Annotated in this window: 24 protein-coding genes; 12 read left to right on the top strand and 12 right to left on the bottom strand. The window is 64.5% G+C overall.

Annotated features, from left to right (window positions below; genetic code table 11):
• Window positions 1-174 precede the first annotated feature (174 nt).
• Genes IVB45_RS22195 through IVB45_RS22180 form a run of 4 tightly spaced genes read right to left on the bottom strand, consistent with a single transcriptional unit; the run spans window position 175 to window position 3,910 of the window.
• Window positions 175-492, bottom strand: coding sequence for a LuxR C-terminal-related transcriptional regulator (locus IVB45_RS22195; RefSeq protein ID WP_247286977.1), 318 nt, complete (start codon window positions 490-492; stop codon window positions 175-177).
• A 48-nt stretch (window positions 493-540) separates the two neighbouring features.
• Complete coding sequence (locus IVB45_RS22190) at window positions 541-1,764, bottom strand: ABC transporter permease (protein WP_027518531.1); 1,224 nt, start codon at window positions 1,762-1,764, stop codon at window positions 541-543.
• Entirely contained in the window at window positions 1,761-2,486 is a 726-nt protein-coding gene (locus IVB45_RS22185) for an ABC transporter ATP-binding protein (RefSeq protein WP_247361819.1), read from the bottom strand. The genes IVB45_RS22190 and IVB45_RS22185 overlap by 4 nt, the downstream gene beginning before the upstream one ends.
• Window positions 2,483-3,910 carry an efflux RND transporter periplasmic adaptor subunit gene (locus tag IVB45_RS22180; RefSeq protein WP_346015318.1) on the bottom strand — a complete coding sequence of 476 codons (1,428 nt, stop codon included), beginning with the start codon at window positions 3,908-3,910 and terminating at the stop codon, window positions 2,483-2,485. The genes IVB45_RS22185 and IVB45_RS22180 overlap by 4 nt, the downstream gene beginning before the upstream one ends.
• Window positions 3,911-4,509: 599 nt before the next feature.
• On the opposite strand from IVB45_RS22180, the gene IVB45_RS22175 reads away from it, so the two are divergent.
• The 6 genes from IVB45_RS22175 (at window position 4,510) to IVB45_RS22150 (ending at window position 7,459) form a co-directional block, all read left to right on the top strand.
• Entirely contained in the window at window positions 4,510-5,169 is a 660-nt protein-coding gene (locus IVB45_RS22175; RefSeq protein ID WP_027567434.1) for a response regulator, read from the top strand.
• A 165-nt stretch (window positions 5,170-5,334) separates the two neighbouring features.
• A complete protein-coding gene (locus IVB45_RS22170) occupies window positions 5,335-5,736 on the top strand; it encodes a curlin subunit CsgB (RefSeq protein ID WP_247286972.1) in 402 nt (133 codons plus the stop codon).
• A gap of 119 nt (window positions 5,737-5,855) precedes the next feature.
• On the top strand, window positions 5,856-6,248 hold the full coding sequence (locus IVB45_RS22165) for a curlin (protein WP_247361814.1): 393 nt from the start codon (window positions 5,856-5,858) through the stop codon (window positions 6,246-6,248).
• A gap of 32 nt (window positions 6,249-6,280) precedes the next feature.
• On the top strand, window positions 6,281-6,658 hold the full coding sequence (locus IVB45_RS22160) for a curlin (protein WP_027567431.1): 378 nt from the start codon (window positions 6,281-6,283) through the stop codon (window positions 6,656-6,658).
• Window positions 6,659-6,806: 148 nt separating this feature from the next.
• Window positions 6,807-7,148 (top strand): curlin, encoded by a 342-nt coding sequence (locus IVB45_RS22155; protein ID WP_247361812.1) that lies wholly within the window; start codon window positions 6,807-6,809, stop codon window positions 7,146-7,148.
• A gap of 20 nt (window positions 7,149-7,168) precedes the next feature.
• Window positions 7,169-7,459 (top strand): hypothetical protein, encoded by a 291-nt coding sequence (locus IVB45_RS22150; RefSeq protein ID WP_247361809.1) that lies wholly within the window; start codon window positions 7,169-7,171, stop codon window positions 7,457-7,459.
• Between the two features lie 53 nt (window positions 7,460-7,512).
• Here the strand turns inward: IVB45_RS22150 and IVB45_RS22145 are convergent, their stop codons facing one another.
• Window positions 7,513-7,797: a hypothetical protein gene (locus IVB45_RS22145; protein WP_027567428.1), complete on the bottom strand. Its 285-nt coding sequence runs from the start codon at window positions 7,795-7,797 to the stop codon at window positions 7,513-7,515.
• Window positions 7,798-8,078: 281 nt separating this feature from the next.
• Here IVB45_RS22145 and IVB45_RS22140 point away from each other — a divergent pair, with 281 nt between their 5' ends.
• Window positions 8,079-8,519, top strand: coding sequence for a hypothetical protein (locus IVB45_RS22140; protein WP_247361806.1), 441 nt, complete (start codon window positions 8,079-8,081; stop codon window positions 8,517-8,519).
• 1 nt (window position 8,520) lies between these two features.
• Here the strand turns inward: IVB45_RS22140 and IVB45_RS22135 are convergent, their stop codons facing one another.
• The gene (locus IVB45_RS22135) at window positions 8,521-9,363 is read right to left on the bottom strand and encodes a GNAT family N-acetyltransferase (protein WP_247361804.1); all 843 of its coding nucleotides are present in this window, start codon (window positions 9,361-9,363) and stop codon (window positions 8,521-8,523) included.
• 122 nt (window positions 9,364-9,485) lie between these two features.
• Between IVB45_RS22135 and IVB45_RS22130 the strand changes: the two genes are divergently transcribed.
• On the top strand, window positions 9,486-10,190 hold the full coding sequence (locus IVB45_RS22130; RefSeq protein ID WP_247362765.1) for an SDR family oxidoreductase: 705 nt from the start codon (window positions 9,486-9,488) through the stop codon (window positions 10,188-10,190).
• Between the two features lie 271 nt (window positions 10,191-10,461).
• Complete coding sequence (locus tag IVB45_RS22125) at window positions 10,462-11,283, top strand: outer membrane beta-barrel protein (protein ID WP_247361801.1); 822 nt, start codon at window positions 10,462-10,464, stop codon at window positions 11,281-11,283.
• 71 nt (window positions 11,284-11,354) lie between these two features.
• On the opposite strand, the gene IVB45_RS22120 is transcribed toward IVB45_RS22125, so the two are convergent.
• On the bottom strand, window positions 11,355-12,410 hold the full coding sequence (locus tag IVB45_RS22120) for a serine hydrolase (RefSeq protein WP_247362763.1): 1,056 nt from the start codon (window positions 12,408-12,410) through the stop codon (window positions 11,355-11,357).
• A 381-nt stretch (window positions 12,411-12,791) separates the two neighbouring features.
• Between IVB45_RS22120 and IVB45_RS22115 the strand changes: the two genes are divergently transcribed.
• Together IVB45_RS22115 and IVB45_RS22110 are read left to right on the top strand one after the other, a co-directional pair.
• Entirely contained in the window at window positions 12,792-13,196 is a 405-nt protein-coding gene (locus IVB45_RS22115) for a metalloregulator ArsR/SmtB family transcription factor (RefSeq protein WP_247361798.1), read from the top strand.
• 2 nt (window positions 13,197-13,198) lie between these two features.
• Window positions 13,199-13,690 carry an SRPBCC family protein gene (locus IVB45_RS22110; protein ID WP_247361796.1) on the top strand — a complete coding sequence of 164 codons (492 nt, stop codon included), beginning with the start codon at window positions 13,199-13,201 and terminating at the stop codon, window positions 13,688-13,690.
• A 121-nt stretch (window positions 13,691-13,811) separates the two neighbouring features.
• On the opposite strand, the gene IVB45_RS22105 is transcribed toward IVB45_RS22110, so the two are convergent.
• The 3 genes from IVB45_RS22105 to IVB45_RS22095 are packed head-to-tail and all read right to left on the bottom strand — an operon-like array spanning window position 13,812 to window position 16,944.
• The gene (locus IVB45_RS22105) at window positions 13,812-15,032 is read right to left on the bottom strand and encodes an ABC transporter substrate-binding protein (protein WP_247361794.1); all 1,221 of its coding nucleotides are present in this window, start codon (window positions 15,030-15,032) and stop codon (window positions 13,812-13,814) included.
• A gap of 22 nt (window positions 15,033-15,054) precedes the next feature.
• Window positions 15,055-16,029, bottom strand: a complete 975-nt coding sequence (locus IVB45_RS22100) for a tripartite tricarboxylate transporter substrate binding protein (RefSeq protein WP_247361792.1) — start codon at window positions 16,027-16,029, stop codon at window positions 15,055-15,057.
• 36 nt (window positions 16,030-16,065) lie between these two features.
• Window positions 16,066-16,944, bottom strand: coding sequence for an IclR family transcriptional regulator (locus tag IVB45_RS22095; RefSeq protein ID WP_247361790.1), 879 nt, complete (start codon window positions 16,942-16,944; stop codon window positions 16,066-16,068).
• Window positions 16,945-17,154: 210 nt separating this feature from the next.
• Between IVB45_RS22095 and IVB45_RS22090 the strand changes: the two genes are divergently transcribed.
• A complete protein-coding gene (locus IVB45_RS22090) occupies window positions 17,155-17,997 on the top strand; it encodes a hypothetical protein (protein WP_247361788.1) in 843 nt (280 codons plus the stop codon).
• 4 nt (window positions 17,998-18,001) lie between these two features.
• Here IVB45_RS22090 and IVB45_RS22085 read toward each other — a convergent pair whose 3' ends face one another.
• On the bottom strand, window positions 18,002-18,664 hold the full coding sequence (locus tag IVB45_RS22085) for a response regulator transcription factor (protein WP_027518509.1): 663 nt from the start codon (window positions 18,662-18,664) through the stop codon (window positions 18,002-18,004).
• Window positions 18,661-20,046 (bottom strand): HAMP domain-containing sensor histidine kinase, encoded by a 1,386-nt coding sequence (locus IVB45_RS22080; RefSeq protein WP_247361786.1) that lies wholly within the window; start codon window positions 20,044-20,046, stop codon window positions 18,661-18,663. The genes IVB45_RS22085 and IVB45_RS22080 overlap by 4 nt, the downstream gene beginning before the upstream one ends.
• Between the last annotated feature and the right edge of the window lie 68 nt (window positions 20,047-20,114).

Here is a 20,114-nt window from a genome sequence, read left to right as displayed (position 1 = left end):
GCCGTCCGGCCCGCGTTCGTGACGATCGCGATACGCCCCTCTTCCTTGGGCCGGAGTGAGAAATGTCTAACAAAAATCCGAATTCTAATAAAGAGAAATATTTTACCGCCGGTCCGTTGACCCCGGACTTGGGTGTTTCGTCTGAAATGACGCAAGGAATTGTGGCCGGAGCGTTCAATCCGGCGCCGTCGGCACCGGCGTATTCTGCGCGACCGCCTTGGCCGGCGTTGCCGTCGCCGAATTGCGGCCGCCATTGGCCAGGTTGCGGCGAAGCGATGGCGGCGCCGCCTGCAGGGCGAAGATGATCGCGATCTGGGTCCGGTTCTGGAGGCGGTATTTGCGCATGATGTTGCCGATATGCGCGCGCACCGTGTTCTCCGAGATCTTGAGCTCGTACGCGATGTTCTTGTTCTGCAAGCCGCGTGCGATCAGCATCATCAGGTCCCGCTCGCGTGGCGTTGGTGTGATCGAATGTTTCGGATCCGGACTCATGACTGCTCCTCCGTGGCCTTTGGTCGATGCGAACACCCCAGCATATTCTCACTCCGTCTTGAGTGCCTCGATCGGGCTGAGCTTGGATGCCTTGTGGGCGGGATAAAAACCGAAGATCAGGCCGGTCGCGATCGAGAAGGCGAGGGCAAGGCCGATCGCCTGGCCGTCGATCGAGGTGATCCATCCTGCCATGCGAGCGACCGTCATCGAGAGCGTGACGCCGGCACCGACGCCGATCGCGCCGCCGAGCAGGCAGAGCACGAGGGCCTCGCAGAGAAACTGAAGACGGATGTCCCGCATCCGCCCGCCAAGCGCGCGGCGGATTCCGATCTCACGCGTGCGCTCGGTGACCGACACGATCATGACGTTCATGATGCTGATGCCGCCAACGAGCAGCGAGACCGAGGCGATGGCGACGAGCAGGAGCGCAACGGTGCGGATCGCTCCCTGCTGCGCTTCCATGGCGGCGGCCGGATCCTGGACCTTGAAGTCGTCCTCCTGGCCGGCGGGAATACGGTGGCGCTGCCGCAGCAGGTTTTCGATCTCCGTTCGCGCGCCCGCCATCTGTCCGTCGGCGGCCACCTTGGCGATGATGTAGGCGACCGAATCCCGGTTGATGTTGCTTGCGCTGCCGAGGAAGCGCAACTTGGCCGTGGTGAGCGGCACGAAGGCGACGTCGTCCTGCGCTGGTCCCTTGCGATCGAGAACACCGACCACTTCGAGCGGCACCTTCATGATCCTGATCTGGGCGCCGATCGGGTCCTCGCCGGGCGCGAACAGCTCATGCGCCACCGTGCTGCCGAGGATCACGACCTTGCCGGCGCCTGCCTCCTCGCTTCCGGAAAAATAGCGCCCGGTCGCAAGCTGCCAGTCGCGCACCATGAAGTGCCCGGTCGTCGTCCCGTTGATGGTCGTGTTCCAGTTCTTGCTCTCGTGAATGATTTGGGCCGTTCCTGCAATCGAGCCGGCCGCAGCCTGGATCTCGGGGATCTGCTCGAGGATCGCCTGCACGTCACTCTCGGTCATGGTGAGCTTGCTGCCATCCTTGAGACGTACGCCGCCCTGGTAGACCGCGCCGGGGTTGATCATCAGCACGTTGGCGCCGATCGAGCGGATCTGCTCCTGGAGCCGAAGCTGCGCGCCGGACCCGATCGCAAACACGGTCACGATGGAGGCAACGCCGATCACGATGCCGAGCATGGTGAGGATGCTGCGCAACGGATTGAGGCGCAAGGCGTGCAACGCGATCTGGAAGCCCTGGAGCATCGTCATGGCGCAGCGCTCCGTTTCGGCAGGATCGGGACCAGCGTTTCGTCAGCGACGAGCTCGCCGTCATGCAGGCGGATCGTGCGCCCGCACTGGGTCGCGATCCCTGGATCATGCGTGATCATCACGATGGTCTGGCCGGTCCGGTTGAGCGCGGCGAACAGGGCCAGTATCTCGGCGCCGGTACGGCTGTCGAGCGCGCCGGTCGGCTCGTCGGCGAGCACGATCAGCGGAGAGGCGATCAGGGCGCGCGCGATCGCGACGCGCTGCTGCTCGCCGCCCGAGAGCTGCCGCGGGAAGTGGTGGGCCCGGTGCACCATGCCGACGGCCTCCAGGCTCTGCTCGGCGCGGGCCAGACGTTCCTTGCGGCCGATGCCGCAATAGACCAGCGGCAGCGCGACGTTCTCGATCGCATTGTGGCGCGCGAGCAGATTGTAGGACTGGAATACGAAGCCGATGCTGCGGGCGCGCAGGGACGACCGGTGGTCTTCCGAGAGATCGGCAACGTCGGTTCCCTCGAGATAGAGCGCGCCCTCGCTCGGCAGGTCGAGCAGCCCTAGCATGTTCATCAGCGTCGATTTTCCCGAGCCGGACGGTCCCATCACCGCGACGATCTCGCCTCGTTCAATGTCGAAGCTGACATTGCGCACCGCAGCCACCGCCACACCGTCGGCGCGATAGGTCCTGGAGACCGACTGCAGGCTGATGAGGGGCGGGTGGGCCGTCATGATCCGAACCTGATGCCGAGAAACTCCATGCCGGCCGGCCGGATGACCTGGCCCACAGCGACCTGACTGCCCTCGACGAGGTCTCCGCTCCTGAGCGCGACCTGTTCGGTGCCGGCCGCGCCGACGGTGACGGGAATGCGCCGGAGTGAGCCGCTTGCGGTGCGTGCCCACACCCCGCTGCGCGCCGCGGCATCCGGCTGCGTGCCGGAGGGCTGGAAGCGCAACGCGGCAAGCGGCACTTTCAGCACGTCGTCCTGCCGCTCGATCACGATCTTCACGAGGGCCGTCATGCCGGGCAGCAACGCGCCGTCAAGGTTGGAGGTCGCCAGGACGACGGTGTAGGTCACGACGTGCTGCTGGTTCTGCGGTGCCTTGCGCACCTGCCGCACCACCGCCTCGAAGCGGCGGTCCGGGTAGGCGTCCACCGTGAAATGGGCGCGCTGATCGGGGGCGATGCGCCCGATATCGGCTTCGTCGACCTGCGCGTGGATTTCCATGTCCTCCAGCCGGTGCGCGACCACGAACGTGGTCCGCGATTCCAGTCCGACCGCGAGCGTCTGGCCCTCGTTGACGAACCTGCCGACGACGACGCCATCGATCGGCGAGCGGATCACGGTGCGGTCGAGATCGGCCTGGGCCGCAGCGAGAACGGCCGCCTTCTCCGGCACGGCCATTCGTGCCTGCTGCAATTCCGCCTCGATCCGGCGGATATCGGCCTGCGCGCCGTCGACTGAGTAGGCGTTCAGGGACATGAGGACTTCGGCTTCGCGCTCTTGGGCAAGCCTCGCGGTGAACTCCGTCTGGGCGTCATCCACCGCCGTTATCGCCACGACGTTTTGTGACTGTAGAGCCAGCTTGCGCTGCAAGGTCTTCTGCGCCGACGCCTTGACAGCCTGCGCGCTGTCGAGCTTGGCCACGAGTACGTCTCTGCTGCCCCTGGCGTTTTGCAGATCGATCCTGGCGCGGTCGAGCTTGGCCCGCTCGATGTCGACAAAGGAGTTCGCCACCGCCACCGCCGCCCTAGCTTCGTCGACCTTGGCCGCAAAGCTGCGCGGATCGATCAGGGCGAGCGGCTGATCCTTGCTGACAGTGTCGTTGAAATCGACATAGACCCGGGCGAGCTGCCCGGATAACTGGGAACCCACCTCGATCGTCTTGACCGGCTGCAGGGCGCCGGTGACGGTGATGGTCTGCTCGATGCTGCCGCGCTGGATTGAGGCAAAGCGGAACACGGGGGCATCCGATCCGAAGCTCCGTGCTTCCGGCCCGACGGGTTTGAGCAGCAGTTGGGTCGATTCATAGGCGCGGGCCGCTTTCTCCGCCGCGGCCCCGGCCGCGTCGCCGATGACGGCCGGCCCCGCGGCGTAGACCGTGGCGAGGCCGCATGCAGTTCCGAGCAAGGCAATAACTGGCACAAATCGCATATCAAAAACCCCGCCTCTTGAAATGGCATCGTTGGCGGCACAGACAAAGGTCGCGCTATGGTTGTAAATCCAAGAAAACGCAGTCGATCGTCAGTGTGTCGCTGTTGCCGGGGCGACGGTCGGGCGCGCTTGATGATCCAGAAGTAAAGTCTGCGGGGTGCTATCTTTCGTGACTTGCCGGAAATGCATACGGAGCGTATCGATATGACGCGCGCGGTATCGAACTCAACAAGCTGACTGAACCTCCCGTCTGCTCTGGCCGAAGCGGCCAGCGCCCGGCGTTTCAAGTCGGCACGTGGGTGGCGACGCCATGACGCAGTCGGCGATACCGAAGTTCCGACGCCAGATCGTCGCATTGTCGATATCGCGCATCGCCATGATGCCGCAGGTCGCCAGGGCGAATCCCCCCAATCACGAAACCCGATATGTGAACGCCTTCACTCGTCTTGAACGGGTGTTGGCCCTAAGACGTCGAAGCGGCGGACCGGAGCGACTCGCTCGATCCCCGCGAATTCATCCAAGCACCTTGATCTCGCTTGCAAGAAGAATGGATGGCTCGTTGCTTGTTCATCGAGCCCCAAGCCGGGGAGCCCGTTGCCATGAGTTCAGGTCAAGCCACAGTTTATGTCATTGACGACGAGATCCAGATTCGAACCGCGATCGGAAGTCTCTGCGAGGAGACCGGGCATCAGGTAAAATTGTTTGCATCGACCGACGAGTTTCTCGGGGAGATTATTTCCGGCGGGCCTTCATGCCTCGTGCTCGACGTCCGCTTTCCCGGCACCGCGCCGACCGGCCTCGAGCTTCAGCGCCGGCTCGCCGAGACGGGCGTGCTGATCCCGATCGTCTTCATCAGTGGCCATTCCGACGTCCGCGTCTCGGTCGAGGCGATGAAGCGCGGCGCAGTCGAGTTTCTTCCAAAACCCTTCCGCGAGCAGGAGATCCTCGACGCTATCAGGCACGGCATCGAGCGCGACCGCAGGCGGCTCGAACGCGAAGATAGCGTGCGCGAAGCGCGCCAGCGCGTCGAGACGCTCACGGCGAGGGAGCGCGAGATCATGCTGTTGATGGCCGAAGGTCTCGTCGCCAAGCAGATCGCGGCGAGGCTCGGGGTGAGCGAAGTGACGGCCAAGGTCCATCGCACCAGGATGATGCGGAAGCTGGAGCTTCGCTCGCCGATCGAGGTGGTGCGGTTGGTCGACAGCATGGGACGCGAAGACGAGACAACACGAACCGGCACGGGACAACCGTACAGCTAGTGCGCGGACACCTAAGGCGCCGCGCAACGTCTAGTCCGTACCGATTAGCATGAACTGCAGTCTGTCGCACGCAGCACGATCGGTTCAAAGTCTGTCCTGCGATGTCGGCCTCCTCCAAGACGGCATCCGAACCCAGTCAGAGATCTTAGCCAGAAAGGATATTCCATGCGCAAATTGTTTTTTGCTTCCGTTGCCGTGCTCGCCCTGTCCTCCGCCGCGCAGGCCGCCAACACCTCGACCACCGTGCAAGTGGGCGTCGTGAACGGTTCCAGCGTCTCGCAGCAGGGCCTCACCAACGACAGTTCGTCGACCAGCCAGCTCGGCATCATCAATAGCGCGACCACGATGCAGGGCACCAGCGCGGCCTCGCTCAACAACGGCAGCACGGTCAACCAGGTCGGCGTGCAGAACTCGGCGACGACCGGCCAGGTGGCGTTCGGCAACAACGGCAGCGCGATCACCCAGAACTCGTTCGGGCCTGCCGCGCTCCAGAACAACGCCGCTGCCGTCGGACAGCTCAGCGTGTTCGGCGTCAACGGCAGCACCGTCTCGCAGACGGCGCACTAAGCCAGCCCCGTTTGGCCGGACGCGTCAACTGCGGCGCGTCCGCGCCATCCTTGAAAGCACCGCCTCGGGCCGGACGACTCGGTGAGAGCTTGTCCGCCGACTTTCGCGGAGGAAATGTCATGCATCAAAAATATCTCGTTGCCACGATCGTCGCGTTCAGCTTGCTGACCGCCGTCGATGCCCAGGCCGGCAACTCGGCCAGCGTGCTGCAATTCGGCACTACCAACAACTCCTTCATTTCGCAGAGTGGCGGCACCAACAACAGCGCCACCACGATGCAATTCGGCGCCACCAATGCTGCGACTACGTTGCAGACGGGTTCGCTCCTCACCTTCAACACCTCGGTGATCGGGCAGGGCGGCACGACTGCGACGGCGTCCAACACCGCGTTACTCGGCCAGGCCGGTGGCTCCAACTCGAGCCTGATCGGCCAGATCGGCGCGAACAACGCGGCGGCCGTCGGACAGCTCGGAATCCTGAACGGCTCGACAATTTTGCAGCAGACTCCTTGATCGCAAATCAATTTTCAGTCGCGAGGCATGTCATGAGGCATTTTTCAGGCGCCGCCTGTGGCGCATTTCTCACCTTGTGTTGCGTGGGCGCCGGATCGGCCGGTGCGCAGACCGCCGACATCAAGACCATCGTATCGCTCGGCGGCCCGCCGGTCGTGCTGAACCAGAACAGCCAGCTCAACATGGCCGGCGTGTTCATGATCGGCGGCAGCACCAGCGCGACCGTCACTCAAAACGGCACGAACAACGCGACCGGAATCCTGCAATTCGGCGGGACGACATCGGCATCGGTCGGGCAGGCGGGCGTGAACAATGTCGCGTTTGTCGGCCAGGCCGGCCAGTCCACCAGCAGTTTCCTGGCCCAGTTCGGTGCGTTCAACTCGGCGACTGTTGTCCAGAATAGCCATTGAGCCGGGCGCGACCTCGTCGTCAGAAATGTAATGGGGGCAAGCGATGAAATGCGCTAGGCTACTCCTGGCATTGGCGGCATTGTTCGCCGTCAGCGTCGCGTCCGAGGCATCCGCCGGATCCGTCCAGCGCGGCGTAACGAACCGGAACGTGAGCATCGAAACGGTCGTGCAGTTCGGCAACAATGTCCAGCCGGTCACGATCGAAGAGAACAGCCGCATCAATATCGCGCGTGTCATCCAGATCGGTGGCACGGGAACGGTCGATGCGACGATCATCCAGAACGGCACGCGAAATTATGTCGACGTGATCCAGGTGGGTGGCACGACCAATTTGGCGATCGGTCAGTCGGGCGTGAGCAACATTGCCGATATCACCCAGGTCGGCAATTCCACCAACGCCCTTCTGCTCCAGATCGGAGACATGAACACGGGAACGGTGCGACAATTCGGGCGCTTCAACTGGCTGTCGATATTTCAGTTCAGCCGGTGATCGAGAAGGCGAGGTGCAATATGAGGTTCATCGCACTTGCAGCAGGAACGAGCATCATGATGGCAATGGCAGCGGGGCCGGCCGGAGCCGGCGAGTCAGGTGACGGCCACACGACCGTAGTTCAGGACGAGAACGGCACGTCCGTCATCACCCAGAGCGGCGATCCGGCGCAGGCCGAGGTCAAGATCGAGAAGGAGCCCGGGCGCACCACGGTCTATCGCCGCAGCGGTGGCAACACCGCCATCGTGACGCAGGGCACCGGAAATGCGCAGGATATGCTGGACTGGCTGCGCAAGCAGCAGGGCCGCTGACGCACGAAGGCCCACCGTCCGCGATAGACGATGGGCCAGATCGTGAGCGGGCGTTACCAGCTGCGATAGACGCCGGTCAGTGTACCGTTGTTATTGCCCTCCGGGCCGACATCGCCCTGCGTCGAGCTCGGCGCCGGATGATTGGTGCCGTTGAGCGCACCGTATGGTCCAGCGACATCCGGATAGTAGGCGCGGGGCTGAACCGGCTGATAGGCCGGGGCGGTGCGGTCCCATCCCGCGCGCGATCCGTTCCAATCATAGCCCTGGGCCGAGGCGGCCGACGTGCCCGCGACGAGTGAAGCCGTGATCAGGCAGAGGAGTTTCGACTTGTTCTGCATTGGAGATGCTCCTTGCTTGTGTCGGGAGCCAACGACCGCAGTGCGGGAGCGTTCCGGGTGTCGTCGATCGAACCGATCAACTCCGATCAACTGGTTATGAAGTCCGTTTTCCGGAACACGTGCGACATCAGCCGCAATCCCGGGCGTCTTGCCGCAGTCTGTTCCCTGTTAATCCCGTGCCTTAACCAATAATTAATTATACGTTTGCGGGTGGGCGACAGCCCGGCCTAGCGTGTCGTGGGGAGCCGCTATCCGCGAAGCCAAACGAGTTGGTGCGTATCATGATGTCCAGATCATTTGGGGCGTTGCTCGCCTCGCTCAGCGCAGCCGCGCTGCTCCTTGCCCCCAGCGACAGCTTTGCCCGACCCGGCGGCACCGTCGGACATGCCGCCACGCCTTCCGGTCCGGCGGCGCGTCCGCCGATTGCGCCGGGCGCCAGGTTCCGTGGCCGCAACACGCCTTGGATCTACTGGCCAGGCGGCGGCGGGTTCTACTATGACAATGCAGGCTACGGCCAGCCTTTCGCCGAGACCGCCCAACCCGTCTCCAGCGACGTGCGCTACACCTATACGTATGACGTTCCCTGGGATTGGACGCATCGCTTCCCGCCGAACGTGGTGCCGTCCGACCGGCCCTACGTGCCGAGCTGTCCGACGGAGCAGGTGACTGTGCCCGGCCGCGGCGGCGGCGAGCACACCGTCAACATCATGCGCTGCTACTGAGCTAGCCCAGCTCGAAACTGGTCACGCCGAAGACGCGGTCGATCCGCAGCGGCGCGATGGGTCCCGTGTACATCCGCGCCGTCTCGAACACCGGCTTCAGCCCCAGCGATTCCGCAAGTGCAATCGCCTCGCGATTGACGGCGGGGACGTCGAGGAATATCTCGCCGCCGTTCGCGCTCGCCAGCAAGGCCTGCACGATCGCCTCCGTCGCCGCGCGGTCGTCGGCGACGAGCGGGCCGATCTTGCGGCCGGTCCGGCAGGGCCGGATCACACCCCATGCCGCGAGCTTGCCATCGCGCAGCAATGCGCGACCGACATGTCCTGACGTGCCGATCCAGGCCCGCAGGAAGGCACTGCGCGGTGCCGGAAACACCGTCGCATCGTCGGCTTCGACAAGTGCGAACGGGACCGTGTCGAGCGCAACGACATCGGCGGGCGGCCCCGATGGTGCGGCGGCGATGCCGCCATAGCGGATATTGGCGTACGCAAGCTGGAAGCCGGACTTTCTGTAATTATCCTGCTGCGCCACGACGCCGTCGAGGCCGATCACGCGAGCGCCCGCATGCACGATCGCCGCGTTCCAGATGCGCAGGCCGTGGCCTCTATCGCGAAAATCTGATCGCACGATGTAGAGGCCGAGAAATGCGAAGTGATCGTCGTAGTTGACGCAGCAGATGGTCGCGACCGGCTCGCCGTCGATCTCGCCGACAAAGAAGCCATGCGTGTCCGGGATCGCGAAACAGGCGGCGTCGGAGAAGCCCGGATTCCAGCCTTCCGCCGCGGCCCAGTCGACCGCGATGGCGATCTCCTCGGGGCGCAAATTGCGGATCTGCAAATCGCTCATCTTTCAAGTCGCTTTCGACGGTGGACCTTCCGGCTGGTCCGGCGGTAGAAGGCCTCATGATAGGCCGGGCCTGCGGCTCGCCTCCACGATATCACAGAGGATGATCGGTCATGGCAGCAGAGATGGCAGCAGAGAAGGTCGCACTCGTGACCGCCGGCGGCAGCGGCATGGGGGCAGGGGCTGCGCGCCGGCTCGCAGCCGACGGCTTTCGCGTCGCGATCCTGTCCTCCTCCGGCAAGGGCGAGGCGCTGGCAGCCGAGCTCGGCGGATTGGGGGTCACCGGTTCCAACAAGTCGAACGACGATCTGAAGCGGCTTGTCGACGGCGCGATGGCCAAATGGGGACGCATCGACGTGCTCGTCAACAGCGCGGGCCACGGGCCCCGGGCGCCGATCACGGAGATCACCGACGAGCAATGGCACACCGGCCTCGACACCTATCTGCTCAACGTGATCCGTCCGACCCGGCTGGTGATGCCAATCATGCAAACGCAAAAGGGCGGCGCCATCATCAACATCTCGACCGCCTGGGCGTTCGAGCCGAGCGCGATGTTTCCGACGTCTGCGGTGTTCCGCGCCGGCCTTGCCGCCTTCACCAAGATCTTCACCGACACCCACGCCGCCGACAACATCCGCATGAACAATGTGCTGCCGGGCTGGATCGACAGCCTGCCAGAGCTAGATGCACGCCGCGACAGCGTGCCGATGCGGCGCTACGGCAAGGTCGAGGAGATCGCCGCGACGATCTCGTTCCTGGCGTCCGACGGCGCGGCCTACATCACGGGACAGAACATCCGCGTTGACGGCGGACTGACGCGTTCGGTCTGAGAGGCGGGGATTCGAATCGCGTCGCGCGGGGTGTCGCGATGCGACAGTGGTGTGCGTGGCCCGCCGCTGCCGCAGGGTGATGCGTGGCTCTCGAGTCACACCCGTCACGCGTTCGCGCGCCGCACGGCTCACACTACGTCACAGTCTCTATGAACTTCGCCGCAGCCCAAGACGGCGAGGGACCGGCAGCCTATGCCCGAACTGCGCCGGACAACTTCCGCCCGCGCGCGTTCGAAACGCGAGATCAATCGCGTGGGGTAAGGAGACCGGAATGAAGAAGTTTTTGCTGGCGGTTGCCGCGGTTGTCTTGGGCTCCGCATCGGTGCAGGCGGCCGACCTCGCGGCGCACTACACCAAGGCGCCGATGATGGCGACGGCCTACAACTGGACCGGCTTTTACGTCGGCGCCAATGTCGGCGGGCAGTGGGGCAGCGCCGATCCGGCCACCTCGACCGCGTTCGCTCCCGCCGGCTATTTCGCGGACACCAGTGTTACTGCGATTGCGGCAGTCGGCGCCCAGCGGGTCAACAGCTCCAGCGTCACCGGCGGTTTTACCGCCGGCCACAACTGGCAGGTCAACACCGCCGTGTTGGGCCTCGAAGGTGACATCAACTATTTCGGCTTCAAGGGCAGTGCGACGGGTTCGGCGTTCTATCCCTGCTGCGCGCCGACCGGCTTCACCGTGTCGTCGTCAGTCTCGGCCGATTGGCTTGCCACCATCCGCGGCCGCATCGGCTTCCTCGCGGCTCCGACCTGGCTGCTCTACGCCACCGGCGGCGCGGCCATCGCCGAGGTGAAGGGCAATTTCAACTTCACCGACACGTTCGCCGCCGCGACCGAGTCGGCCGCGATCCGCGACACGCGGGTCGGCTGGACCGCAGGTGTGGGCACCGAATATGCCGTCGGCGGCGGCTGGTCGCTCAAGGCAGAATATCTCTACGTCGATCTCGGACGCAGCACCGTGACCAGCACCAATCTGCTTGGCGGCGCGTTTCCGGCCAACGTCTTCACCCATTCGGTCGGTCTCAAATCGAACATCGCGCGCGTCGGCGTGAACTACAAGTTTGGCGGACCCGTCGTCGCCAGGTACTGAGCTTCATCCCGTTTCTGATCTGGCGTGGAAAGCCCCGGCTCAGCCGGGGCTTTCTGTTTTAAGGGATGTGTTCAGTGCGGGCCCATGAGCTTCGCCAGCGCGGGCAGGATCTTGTAGCGGGCGATCTCGTGCGGGTATTCGCCGCGATTTGCCAGCAACACGATGCCGATCCGCTGTGCGGGCACGATGCCGATATAGCCGGAGGCGTTGTTGAGCCCACCCGGCTTGTCGACGACGGTGACGCCTGGAAGATGCACCGTCTCCCAGGCCATTCCCTGTCCGAACCTCTCGTCGACGCGGAAAATCTCGTGCTGTGTCATCCGCAATGCCTCGCGCAAATGCGGATCGATCGATCGGCCGTCGACGCAGGCGGCAACGAAGATCGAGAGATCCCGCGGTGAGGAAAACATCTGGCCCGTGCCGGGGAAATCAAAATAGCTCTGCTGGTTGCCGATGGAGCCGATCGCCATGCCCTGATCCGAGTAGCCCTGGACCGCGCGCTGCATCCAGGCCTCGTCCATGACGGCACGGCTGTCTTCGCCGCGTTCAGGCAATGAGGTCGCATTCATGCCGATCGGCCTGAGGATGCGTTGTTCGAACAGGGTCGAGATCGGAGCGCCGTAACAGCGCTCGAGCACGAGCTGAAGCAGGACGTAGCCGGCGTGGCTGTAGACGCGCTGCTTGCCGGGCGCTTCGCCGGCTTGCGGTCTCCAGCTGTTGAACATGTCGATGAGCTGCGCGCGGGAAAACGTGTCGCTCGGCCAGGGCGGATGGTCGGTCGGCAGCAGCATGCCTGACGTGTGCGTGACGAGCTCGCCGACGGTGACGCGGCGGATATAGTCGCCGGTGAGCTCCGGGAGATATTTCACCAGACGATCGTCGAGCCGCAGCTCGCCGCGTAGGGTGCCGAGCGCGACCAGTGTCGCCTCGAACGGCTTGCGCAGGGAACCGAGGTTGAACAGCGTGTCCGGCGTGACCGGCCTTCGCGTGGCGTCGTCGGCAAAGCCGTAGTTGAAGAACTCGACATGGTTGCCGGCATAAAGCGCGGCGGCCAGACCGCCCGGCTGGTCCGGCGTTGCGGTCGGCGCCAGCTCGTTCGCGACGATGTCGCGCATCTGCGCGATCATGTCGGAATCCGCGGCGGCGCCGCGCGGCCAGGCAAGCGCGAGCGGAACGAGCGCAGCCCGGGCCAGCGCCCGTCGGGTGAGGTACGATGAGGTGACAACAGACGGCACGACTCTGGCGCAGGATTCGATGCGCCCCCGGTCTCTTGTAGCGGGAAGGACCGTGCCCCCCTATTCACGATCGCGCGTGGTGGGTTCCGTCTGCGGAGCCTTGCGACAGTCCGTAGCCTGGATGGAGCGAAGCGCAATCCGGGAAAGTGCCGCAGCCGAGCGAGCGGCCCCCGATTACGCTTCGCTTCATCCAGGCTACCAGTCGGCAAAATTAACTTAGCTAATTGGCTAACAATGTTGACGCCGGATGGCGACAGTCCTATAGTTAGCCTCATGGCTAACCAACTATTCCAACTCGATCAGGTTTTCGCGGCCCTTGCCGATCCCACCCGGCGGGCGATCGTGATGCGGCTCTGCGCAGGTGAGGCGTCGGTCGGCGAGCTTGCCGATCCCTTCGAGATGGCGCTGCCGAGCTTCATGAAACACATCCACGTGCTGGAGATGAGCGGTCTCATCCTGTCGGAGAAATCGGGGCGCGTGCGCACCTGCCGCCTCAGTCCTGACGCGCTCCTCACTGCGGAGGACTGGTTCCAGCATCAGCGCGCGATCTGGGAGGCGCGGCTTGATCGCTTCGACGCCTACGTGATGAAGCTGAAGAAAGACAGGGCCGCTGCCAAGCGGCCGTCCAAGACAAGTAACAAGACGACCGGCAAGACAACCAAACGGAAAGGTTCCTGACGATGACGAATTCTGCCAATCCCGCCCTGTCGCTATGGTCGCTCGACCGCGAGATCGTGATGTCGCGCGTGATCGACGCGCCGCGCGATCTGGTGTTCGAAGCGTGGTCCGACCCAAAGCACCTGCCGCAATGGTTCGGGCCGAAGGGTTTTAAGCTCGAGACCTTCGAGATCGACGTGCGGGTCGGCGGCGTCTGGCGCTTCAACATGATCGGCCCGGACGGCACGGTCTACCCGAACCGCATGCGCTTCCGCCGCATCGAGCGACCGTCGCTGTTGGAGATGGATCACGGCGACGACCAGGACGAGGATCCCGGAATGTTCCGTTTCACCGTCACCTTCGCCGAACAGAGCAACGGCAAGACGGTTCTGATGATGCGGCAGCTGGCGTCGAGCACGGCGCGGCGCGACGGCATGATCAGCTTCGGTGCCGTCGAATACGGCTACCAGACGCTCGACAAGCTCGCGGCCTATGTGGGCGGGATGAAGAGATAGGGCGAGCAGCCACCTTCCTCCTTCATGCCGAGGAGGCCGCGGAGCGGCCGCCTCGAAGCACGAGGACCATCGGTGAGGCCTTCATTCTTCAAGGCGCGCGCCCCTCAGGATGAGGGGCGCTTCATTCCTTCGCCTCGTCCGTGACGATGTCGCCGAGTTTCTGCCAGCGCTGGCCGTCGAACTGCACCATCTGGAACTGCTTGTTGACGCGGTAGTCGGTCGGCGTCGTCGTCACCGAGATGCCCGGCAGCGTCAGGTCGAGTGTGATGTTGTTCAGGCTGGCGGCCTGGCGCATCACGTTCTCGCGCGTGAGATCGTCGCCGCATTGCTTCAGCACCTGCACCAGCAGCTGCGCGGTGATATAGCCGTAGACGTTCAGGTTCGAATCCCTGTCGCCCTCCGGGTAGTATTTGGCCATGAAGGCGAGATATCGCTTCATGCCGGGATCGTCCTTCCATTCGGGGTCGGCCGAATCCTTGACATAACCGACGCTGACGACGCCCTTGGCGTTGTCGAGTCCGGCGGGTTTCAGCACCGCGCTGACCGAGGAGGCGTTGATGTCGATGATGTGCAGCGGCTTCCAGCCGATCTCGGCAACCTTCTTGATCGCCTGCGCGGCCTGTTTCGGCGTTGTGGCGCTGAACAGCACGTCGGCACCTGCATCCTTCAACCGCAGGATCTGCGAATCGATGGTCGGCTCGGTGATCTCGTAGGACGTCTCGGCGACGATCATCTTCGACTTGTCACCGAGACCTGCTTTGAAGCCGGCGAGGTAGTCCTTGCCGAGATCGTCGTTCTGATAGAGCACGCCGACCTTGGCGTTCGGATGGTTCTTCAGAATATATTGCGCGTAGATCCGGCCTTCGACGAGGTAGGAGGGGTTGAAGCCCATGGTCCAGGGGAAGTTCTTCGGATCGGTGAAACGCGCCGCGCCCGTTGCCGCGAAGAGCTGCGGGACCTTCTTGGCGTTAAGATATTTTTGCACGGCGACATTAGGCGCCGTGCCGATGATCTGGAAGGTCAGCAGCACCTCGTCGCTTTCGACCAGCTTGCGGGTCTGCTCAACCGTCTTCGGAGGCGAATAGGCATCGTCATACTGGATCAGATTGACCTTGCGGCCGTTGACGCCGCCCTGGTCGTTGATCATCTTCATGTAGGCGGCCTGGGTCTTGCCGATGACGGCATAGGCCGAGGCCGGCCCGCTGAGCGGGACGGTCTGGCCGACCTTGATCTCGGTGTCGGAAGCGCCGGGATCGTATTTCTTCTGCGCCTGTGCTCCCGGGATCGATAGCGCGAGAGCGATCGCGGCTGCCGCGACATGTTTGAGAAGTAGTTTTTTCATTCCCATTCCCCGTTCGTGACTGTCACTCGCCCTTGAGGCCGGCCTCGCGGATCAGCCCGGTCCACTTTTTTGTTTCGTTGTCGATGAACTGGCCGAATTCGGCCGCGGTGCCGGCGCGCACTTCGAGGCCCTGGGCGGTCAGCTTGTCCTTGATCGCCGGCTCGGCCAGCGCGCGCAGCACTTCGGCCTGCAGCTTGTCGACGATGGCGCGCGGCGTCGTCGAAGGCGCCATGAAGCCGTACCAGCCGGCCGCAGCCACGTTGGGAAAACCCTGCTCGCGCAAGGTCGGCGCCTGCGGATAGAGCGCGCTGCGTTCGGCCGATGCAACGCCGAGCACAATGAACTTGCCGCTCTGGATGTAAGGCAGTGCGGTCGGCAGCGCCGTCAGCGTGGCATCGACGCGGCCGGCGAGCAGCTCGGTGTAGGACGCGGCATCGCCACGGAATGGGATGTTGAGCCCCTTGACACCGGCATCCCTGAACAGGAGTTCGCCGGCAAGATGTGGCTGCGAGCCGGCACCGGGCGAGGCGAAGGTCAGGCCATCCGGCTTCGATTTGCCGTAGGCGATCAATTCGGGAAGCGTCTTGAACGGCGCGTCCGCGCTGATGATCAGGAACAGCGGCGCGATCACCGCCATCGCGACCGGCTGCAGATCCTTACGCTCATAGGTCAGCTTGCCGAACAGCGCTTCGGCGGTGGCGTAGGGGGCCGCGACATAGAGAAGTGTGTAGCCATCGCCCGGCGCATGCGCGACCGTGTCGTTGGCGATGCGCGTGCCGGCGCCCGGCTTGTTTTCGACGATAAACTGCTGGTGCAGGTTGCGGCCGAACTCTTCGGCCAGCAGCCGCAGCGAGATGTCGTTGGAGCCGCCGGGCCCGTAAGGCGAGATCAGCCGCACCATACGCGACGGCCAGGCGTCCTCAGCGCGTGCAGTAAATGGAAGTCCGGATAGCGAAAGGGCGAGGGTGCCCAAAAATGTTCGCCGTGTGACGGTCATGGTGGCCTCCCGGTGGCGGAGCGCCGATTGCCTTGTTCATCGCTTGGCGCTCTTCTTGTTTTGCTTTTGTGTTTCGGTGGGCGGCGCCGCCCCAATCATGGTGCGGATGCTGTCGGCAAGGGCGGCAATGCGCGGGCCGATCTCGCCCTCCAGCTGGCCGGGCTGGAGCCGGAATGCGGGAATGCCGCAATTGATCGAAAAGGCCTGCTTCGCCTCACGCGCATGAAACAGCGGCGCCGCGACCGCATGGATCGAGGCGATGTACTCGCCGAAGCACGTGCAAAACCCGCGGCTGGCGCATTGTGCGAGGCCGGCGCGGTAGGTCTCGCGGAAGGCCGACCACAGCTCAGTATCCTCGCTTGCAATGCGCTCTTCGAGCTGCGCGGCATCGGCCTGCGGCAAGGTCGCCGCCGCGGCACGGCCCATTGCCGTCATCACCACGGAAATGGGCATGCCGATGTCGGGGACGTGCGGGCCGACGTCGCCGGAGCGCGCGGTCTCGACATAGATCATGGAGGTCGCATCGAGCAGGCCGATCGAGACCGTGCCGCGCACGCTTTGTGCCAGCTCCTGCATCATCGGACGCGCGACCTGGCGGAACTGCATGTCAGCGAGCAGCGGATGCGCCATGCGAAGTGCACGCGCGCCGACGCGATATTTGGCGCGTTCGGCATCGTAGCGGAGGTAGCCGAGCTCGGCGAGCGTATGAGTCAGTCGCGCCACCGTCGGGCGCGGAATCCCGGTCAGCGTCGACAGCTCCATGTTGCCGAGCTGCGTCGCCCCCGCCTTGAACGCTTCGAGCACCACGAGACCTTTTGCCAGCGTCATCGCGAACGCAGCGTCATCGACGCTGTCCGCCAGCACGGCGGCGGCGGACGAGGAGGCGCGGATCGGTTTGGACGCGGTTCTGGCCATGCGGGCTTAATGAACCCGGTCTCGCCCGTTGTCCAATAGATTCAGAAAATGTGCCGTTATGTCCACTATACGGACACGGAGCGGCTTTGCCGGCGGGGATAAAATGTGCGCGAAGGGCTCCGCCGCGCACAGATTTTCGTCGCGATTCCGTGGCTTGTTGTGACAGGTTTATTACGACTGAATGTCATATCGATTACATCGGAGCGATTCATGTTGCAGTGGCAGGCGCGGACGAATCCCCTCGCGTGGTGGTGGGGGTCCCTGACGCTGGTCAGTGCTGCCAACATTCTCGTCTGGTTCATGCTGTACCGCGCGTTCTGGCCGACGCCCTCCGGCAGCCTCAGTAGTGGCTCCGACATCGGGCTGATGTTCCTGCTCTGCGCCGGCTATGTCTTCGGCTGCGCCTTCCGTTCCTTCCTGCCGCGCGCCGACGTGCAGCGCATCTGCCTGTTCGACACCTGGCTCTCCAGCGTCTTCGTCGGCCGCACGGTCGCGACCGTGGCCGAGCTGTGCTTCGCCGCGCAATGGGCGGTCATCCTGCATCAACTCGGGACCATGACGGGCGCCGAGACGGTCGTGAACATCGCGTGGGTGATCGTGCCGATCATCATCATCGCGGAGTGCTTCTCCTGGTATGCGGTGGTGACGACCAACTTCCTCTTCAACGCAATCGAGAACTCGCTTTGGGCCGTGACATTCTTCCTCGCGGGCATCGCGCTGTGCCGGCTGATGCCGGAATTCCAGGGGCCGGTGCGGTGGGCGCTGATTGCCGGCATCGTCGGCATCGCCTGCTTCCTGGCCTTCCTCGTCACCGTCGACGTGCCGATGTATCTCAGCCGCTGGCGGGCAGGGCATGAAGAGGGCAACAGGTTGCTCGGCTTCCTCGAAGGCTTGCATGACGTTTCGACCCGCTGGGTCGTGACCCACGACATCGCGCACTGGAAGGGCGAGCTGACCTGGATGTTCCTGTATTTCACCGTCGCCGTGTGGTCGAGCCTCGCGCTCTGTGCGCTCTACGCGATGGAAGGCTATCTCACGCGCTATCTGGCCTGAGCGATCAGGCCTCGCCGAGATCGACCTCCGTCAAGATGCCTTGGCGCAGCGCCAGCCGGACCAGCTCGATGTCGGAGCCGACACCGAGCTTGTCCTTGATCAGAGAATGCAGGTTCGCCACCGTCTTGGGGCTGACATGGAGTGTCTCCGCGATCTCCTCTGTCGTGTTCTCGGCGAGCAGCAGCCGCAGCACCTCGAACTCACGCGGCGTGAGGACGTCGGCGGCAGAACTTTCCCCGGCCAGCCGGCTCAGCGCGAGCTCATGGTCGATGTCGGGGCTGATCGCGATCTTGCCGGCGAGCACGTCCATCACGGCGCGCACCAGCGTCTCTGGCGGACTGGTCTTGGTGACGTAGCCCCTGGCACCGGCGCGGATCGCCTGCACGGCAAACCCGGCGTTTTCATGCATGGTGAAGACGAGGATTCTCGCGCCCTTGTCCCACTGCCTGATGCGCCGGACCGCCTCGATGCCGCCGATGCCGGGCATGCTCAGATCCATGATGACGAGGTCGGGCGCCTCCGATTTGTAGAGACGGTAGGCCTCCGCGCCGTCAGCGGCTTCGGCGATGACGCGTAGTCCCGGCTGCTTCTGGAGCACGGAGCGGTAGCCCTCGCGGACGACGGAATGGTCGTCGACCAGCAGAATGGTGGCGTCGGCCGCGCTCATGCGGCGTGCTCCAGCGGCGGCCGATCGGCGGCTGCGAGCGGAATGACCACGCGCAGTGCGGAGCCGCCGTTCGGCGAGGCCTCGAAGCTCAATTGGCCGCGCAAAGCTGCGACGCGCTCGCGCATGCCGAGCAGGCCCATTCCCGATTTCGCGACGGAATCGGTCGCGCGTCCGTCATCGTCGATCGCAAGCGCGATATCGCTCGCCCCCATCTTCAATTCCAGGCTGACTCGCGTGGCGACGGCATGCTTGGCGGCATTGGTGAGCGCCTCCTGCACGATCCGGTAGAGGCTGGCGCTGATTGTGGCCGGCAGGGTCTCGAATGCGCCGTCGAACCGGATCGAGAAACGCGTCTCGCCGCGGCTGCGCCCGTTCCAGCCCGCGACCAGGCCCTCGAGGCTGGCGACGAGCCCGAGCTCCTCGACATCGGGCGGCCGCAGCCGGAACAGCGTGCCGCGCAACGTCTCCATCATGCCGGTTGCGGTCCGCGCGATGCCGTCGCATTCGCCAAGCAGGGAAGGGCAGTCCTGCGCGGCGGTCTGGCGGGCGGAGGAGGCGAGCGCGCGGATGGCGGCGAGCGACTGGCCGAACTCGTCATGCAGCTCGCGCGCGAGATGGCGGCGCTCCTCGTCCTGGAGCGCGATCAGCTTCCGCGTCAGCTCGCTGCGTTCGGCAAGCGCGGTCTCGAGGCTTTCGGCGAGATGGTTGAAGCCGTCGCGGATCGCGGAGAGCTCGGCAAGGTCGAACGGCGGCAGCCGCGTGGTGAGGTCGTTGGCGGCAATCCGCTCGAGGCCGGTGCGGATCATGCGGGTGGGGCGCAGCGCGCGTGCCAGCGCGGCGTAGACCAGCGCGCAGAGCAGCGGCAGCGCGATCGCCAGCGCGAGCATCAGGCGGCCGGCCTCGTGCCAGGCCTCCGCGGTCTGCACGGCCGGCTCGACCGAGACCACGGCCTCGCCGAGCTTCGTCCCGCGCACGATTACCGGCCGTGCGGCTTCTCGGCCGGGGTCGAACAAGCCGCGATAGAAGGCCGTGAAGGCTTGCGGCGGCGGGTTCGCCGGAACGGGCGCGCCGCTGCAGAAGCGCTGGAGGACGTCGCCGCTGGTGCCGCGGAACGCCAGGCACAGGCCGGGCGTCATCACATAAGCCGAAACGGGGTCGAGGTTGGGAAAGTCCGAGCGCGGGCTCGCGACCCACTGGATCTTGCCCTGCTGCAGCTCCAGCGTCTTGGCCACGATGGCGGCGATATCGTCGAGGCGCGCATGCGCCGCGCGGTCGGCCGTAATCAGGAAATAAGCGGAGATGGCGGCGAAGCAGGCGGCCGATATCGCGGCCACGCGCAACGTCAGACGGACTTTGAGATCGAACCTCGGGCGGTTCCACATCGGCAGGCACCTGGTGCGAACGGGTTTGTCGCGTCCGCATTAAACGGCAGAACGCATCCGGCGCAAAG

Source organism: Bradyrhizobium sp. 4 (genome assembly GCF_023100905.1).
Taxonomy (GTDB): Bacteria; Pseudomonadota; Alphaproteobacteria; order Rhizobiales; family Xanthobacteraceae; genus Bradyrhizobium.
This window is presented reverse-complemented; position numbering and strand designations above follow the sequence as displayed.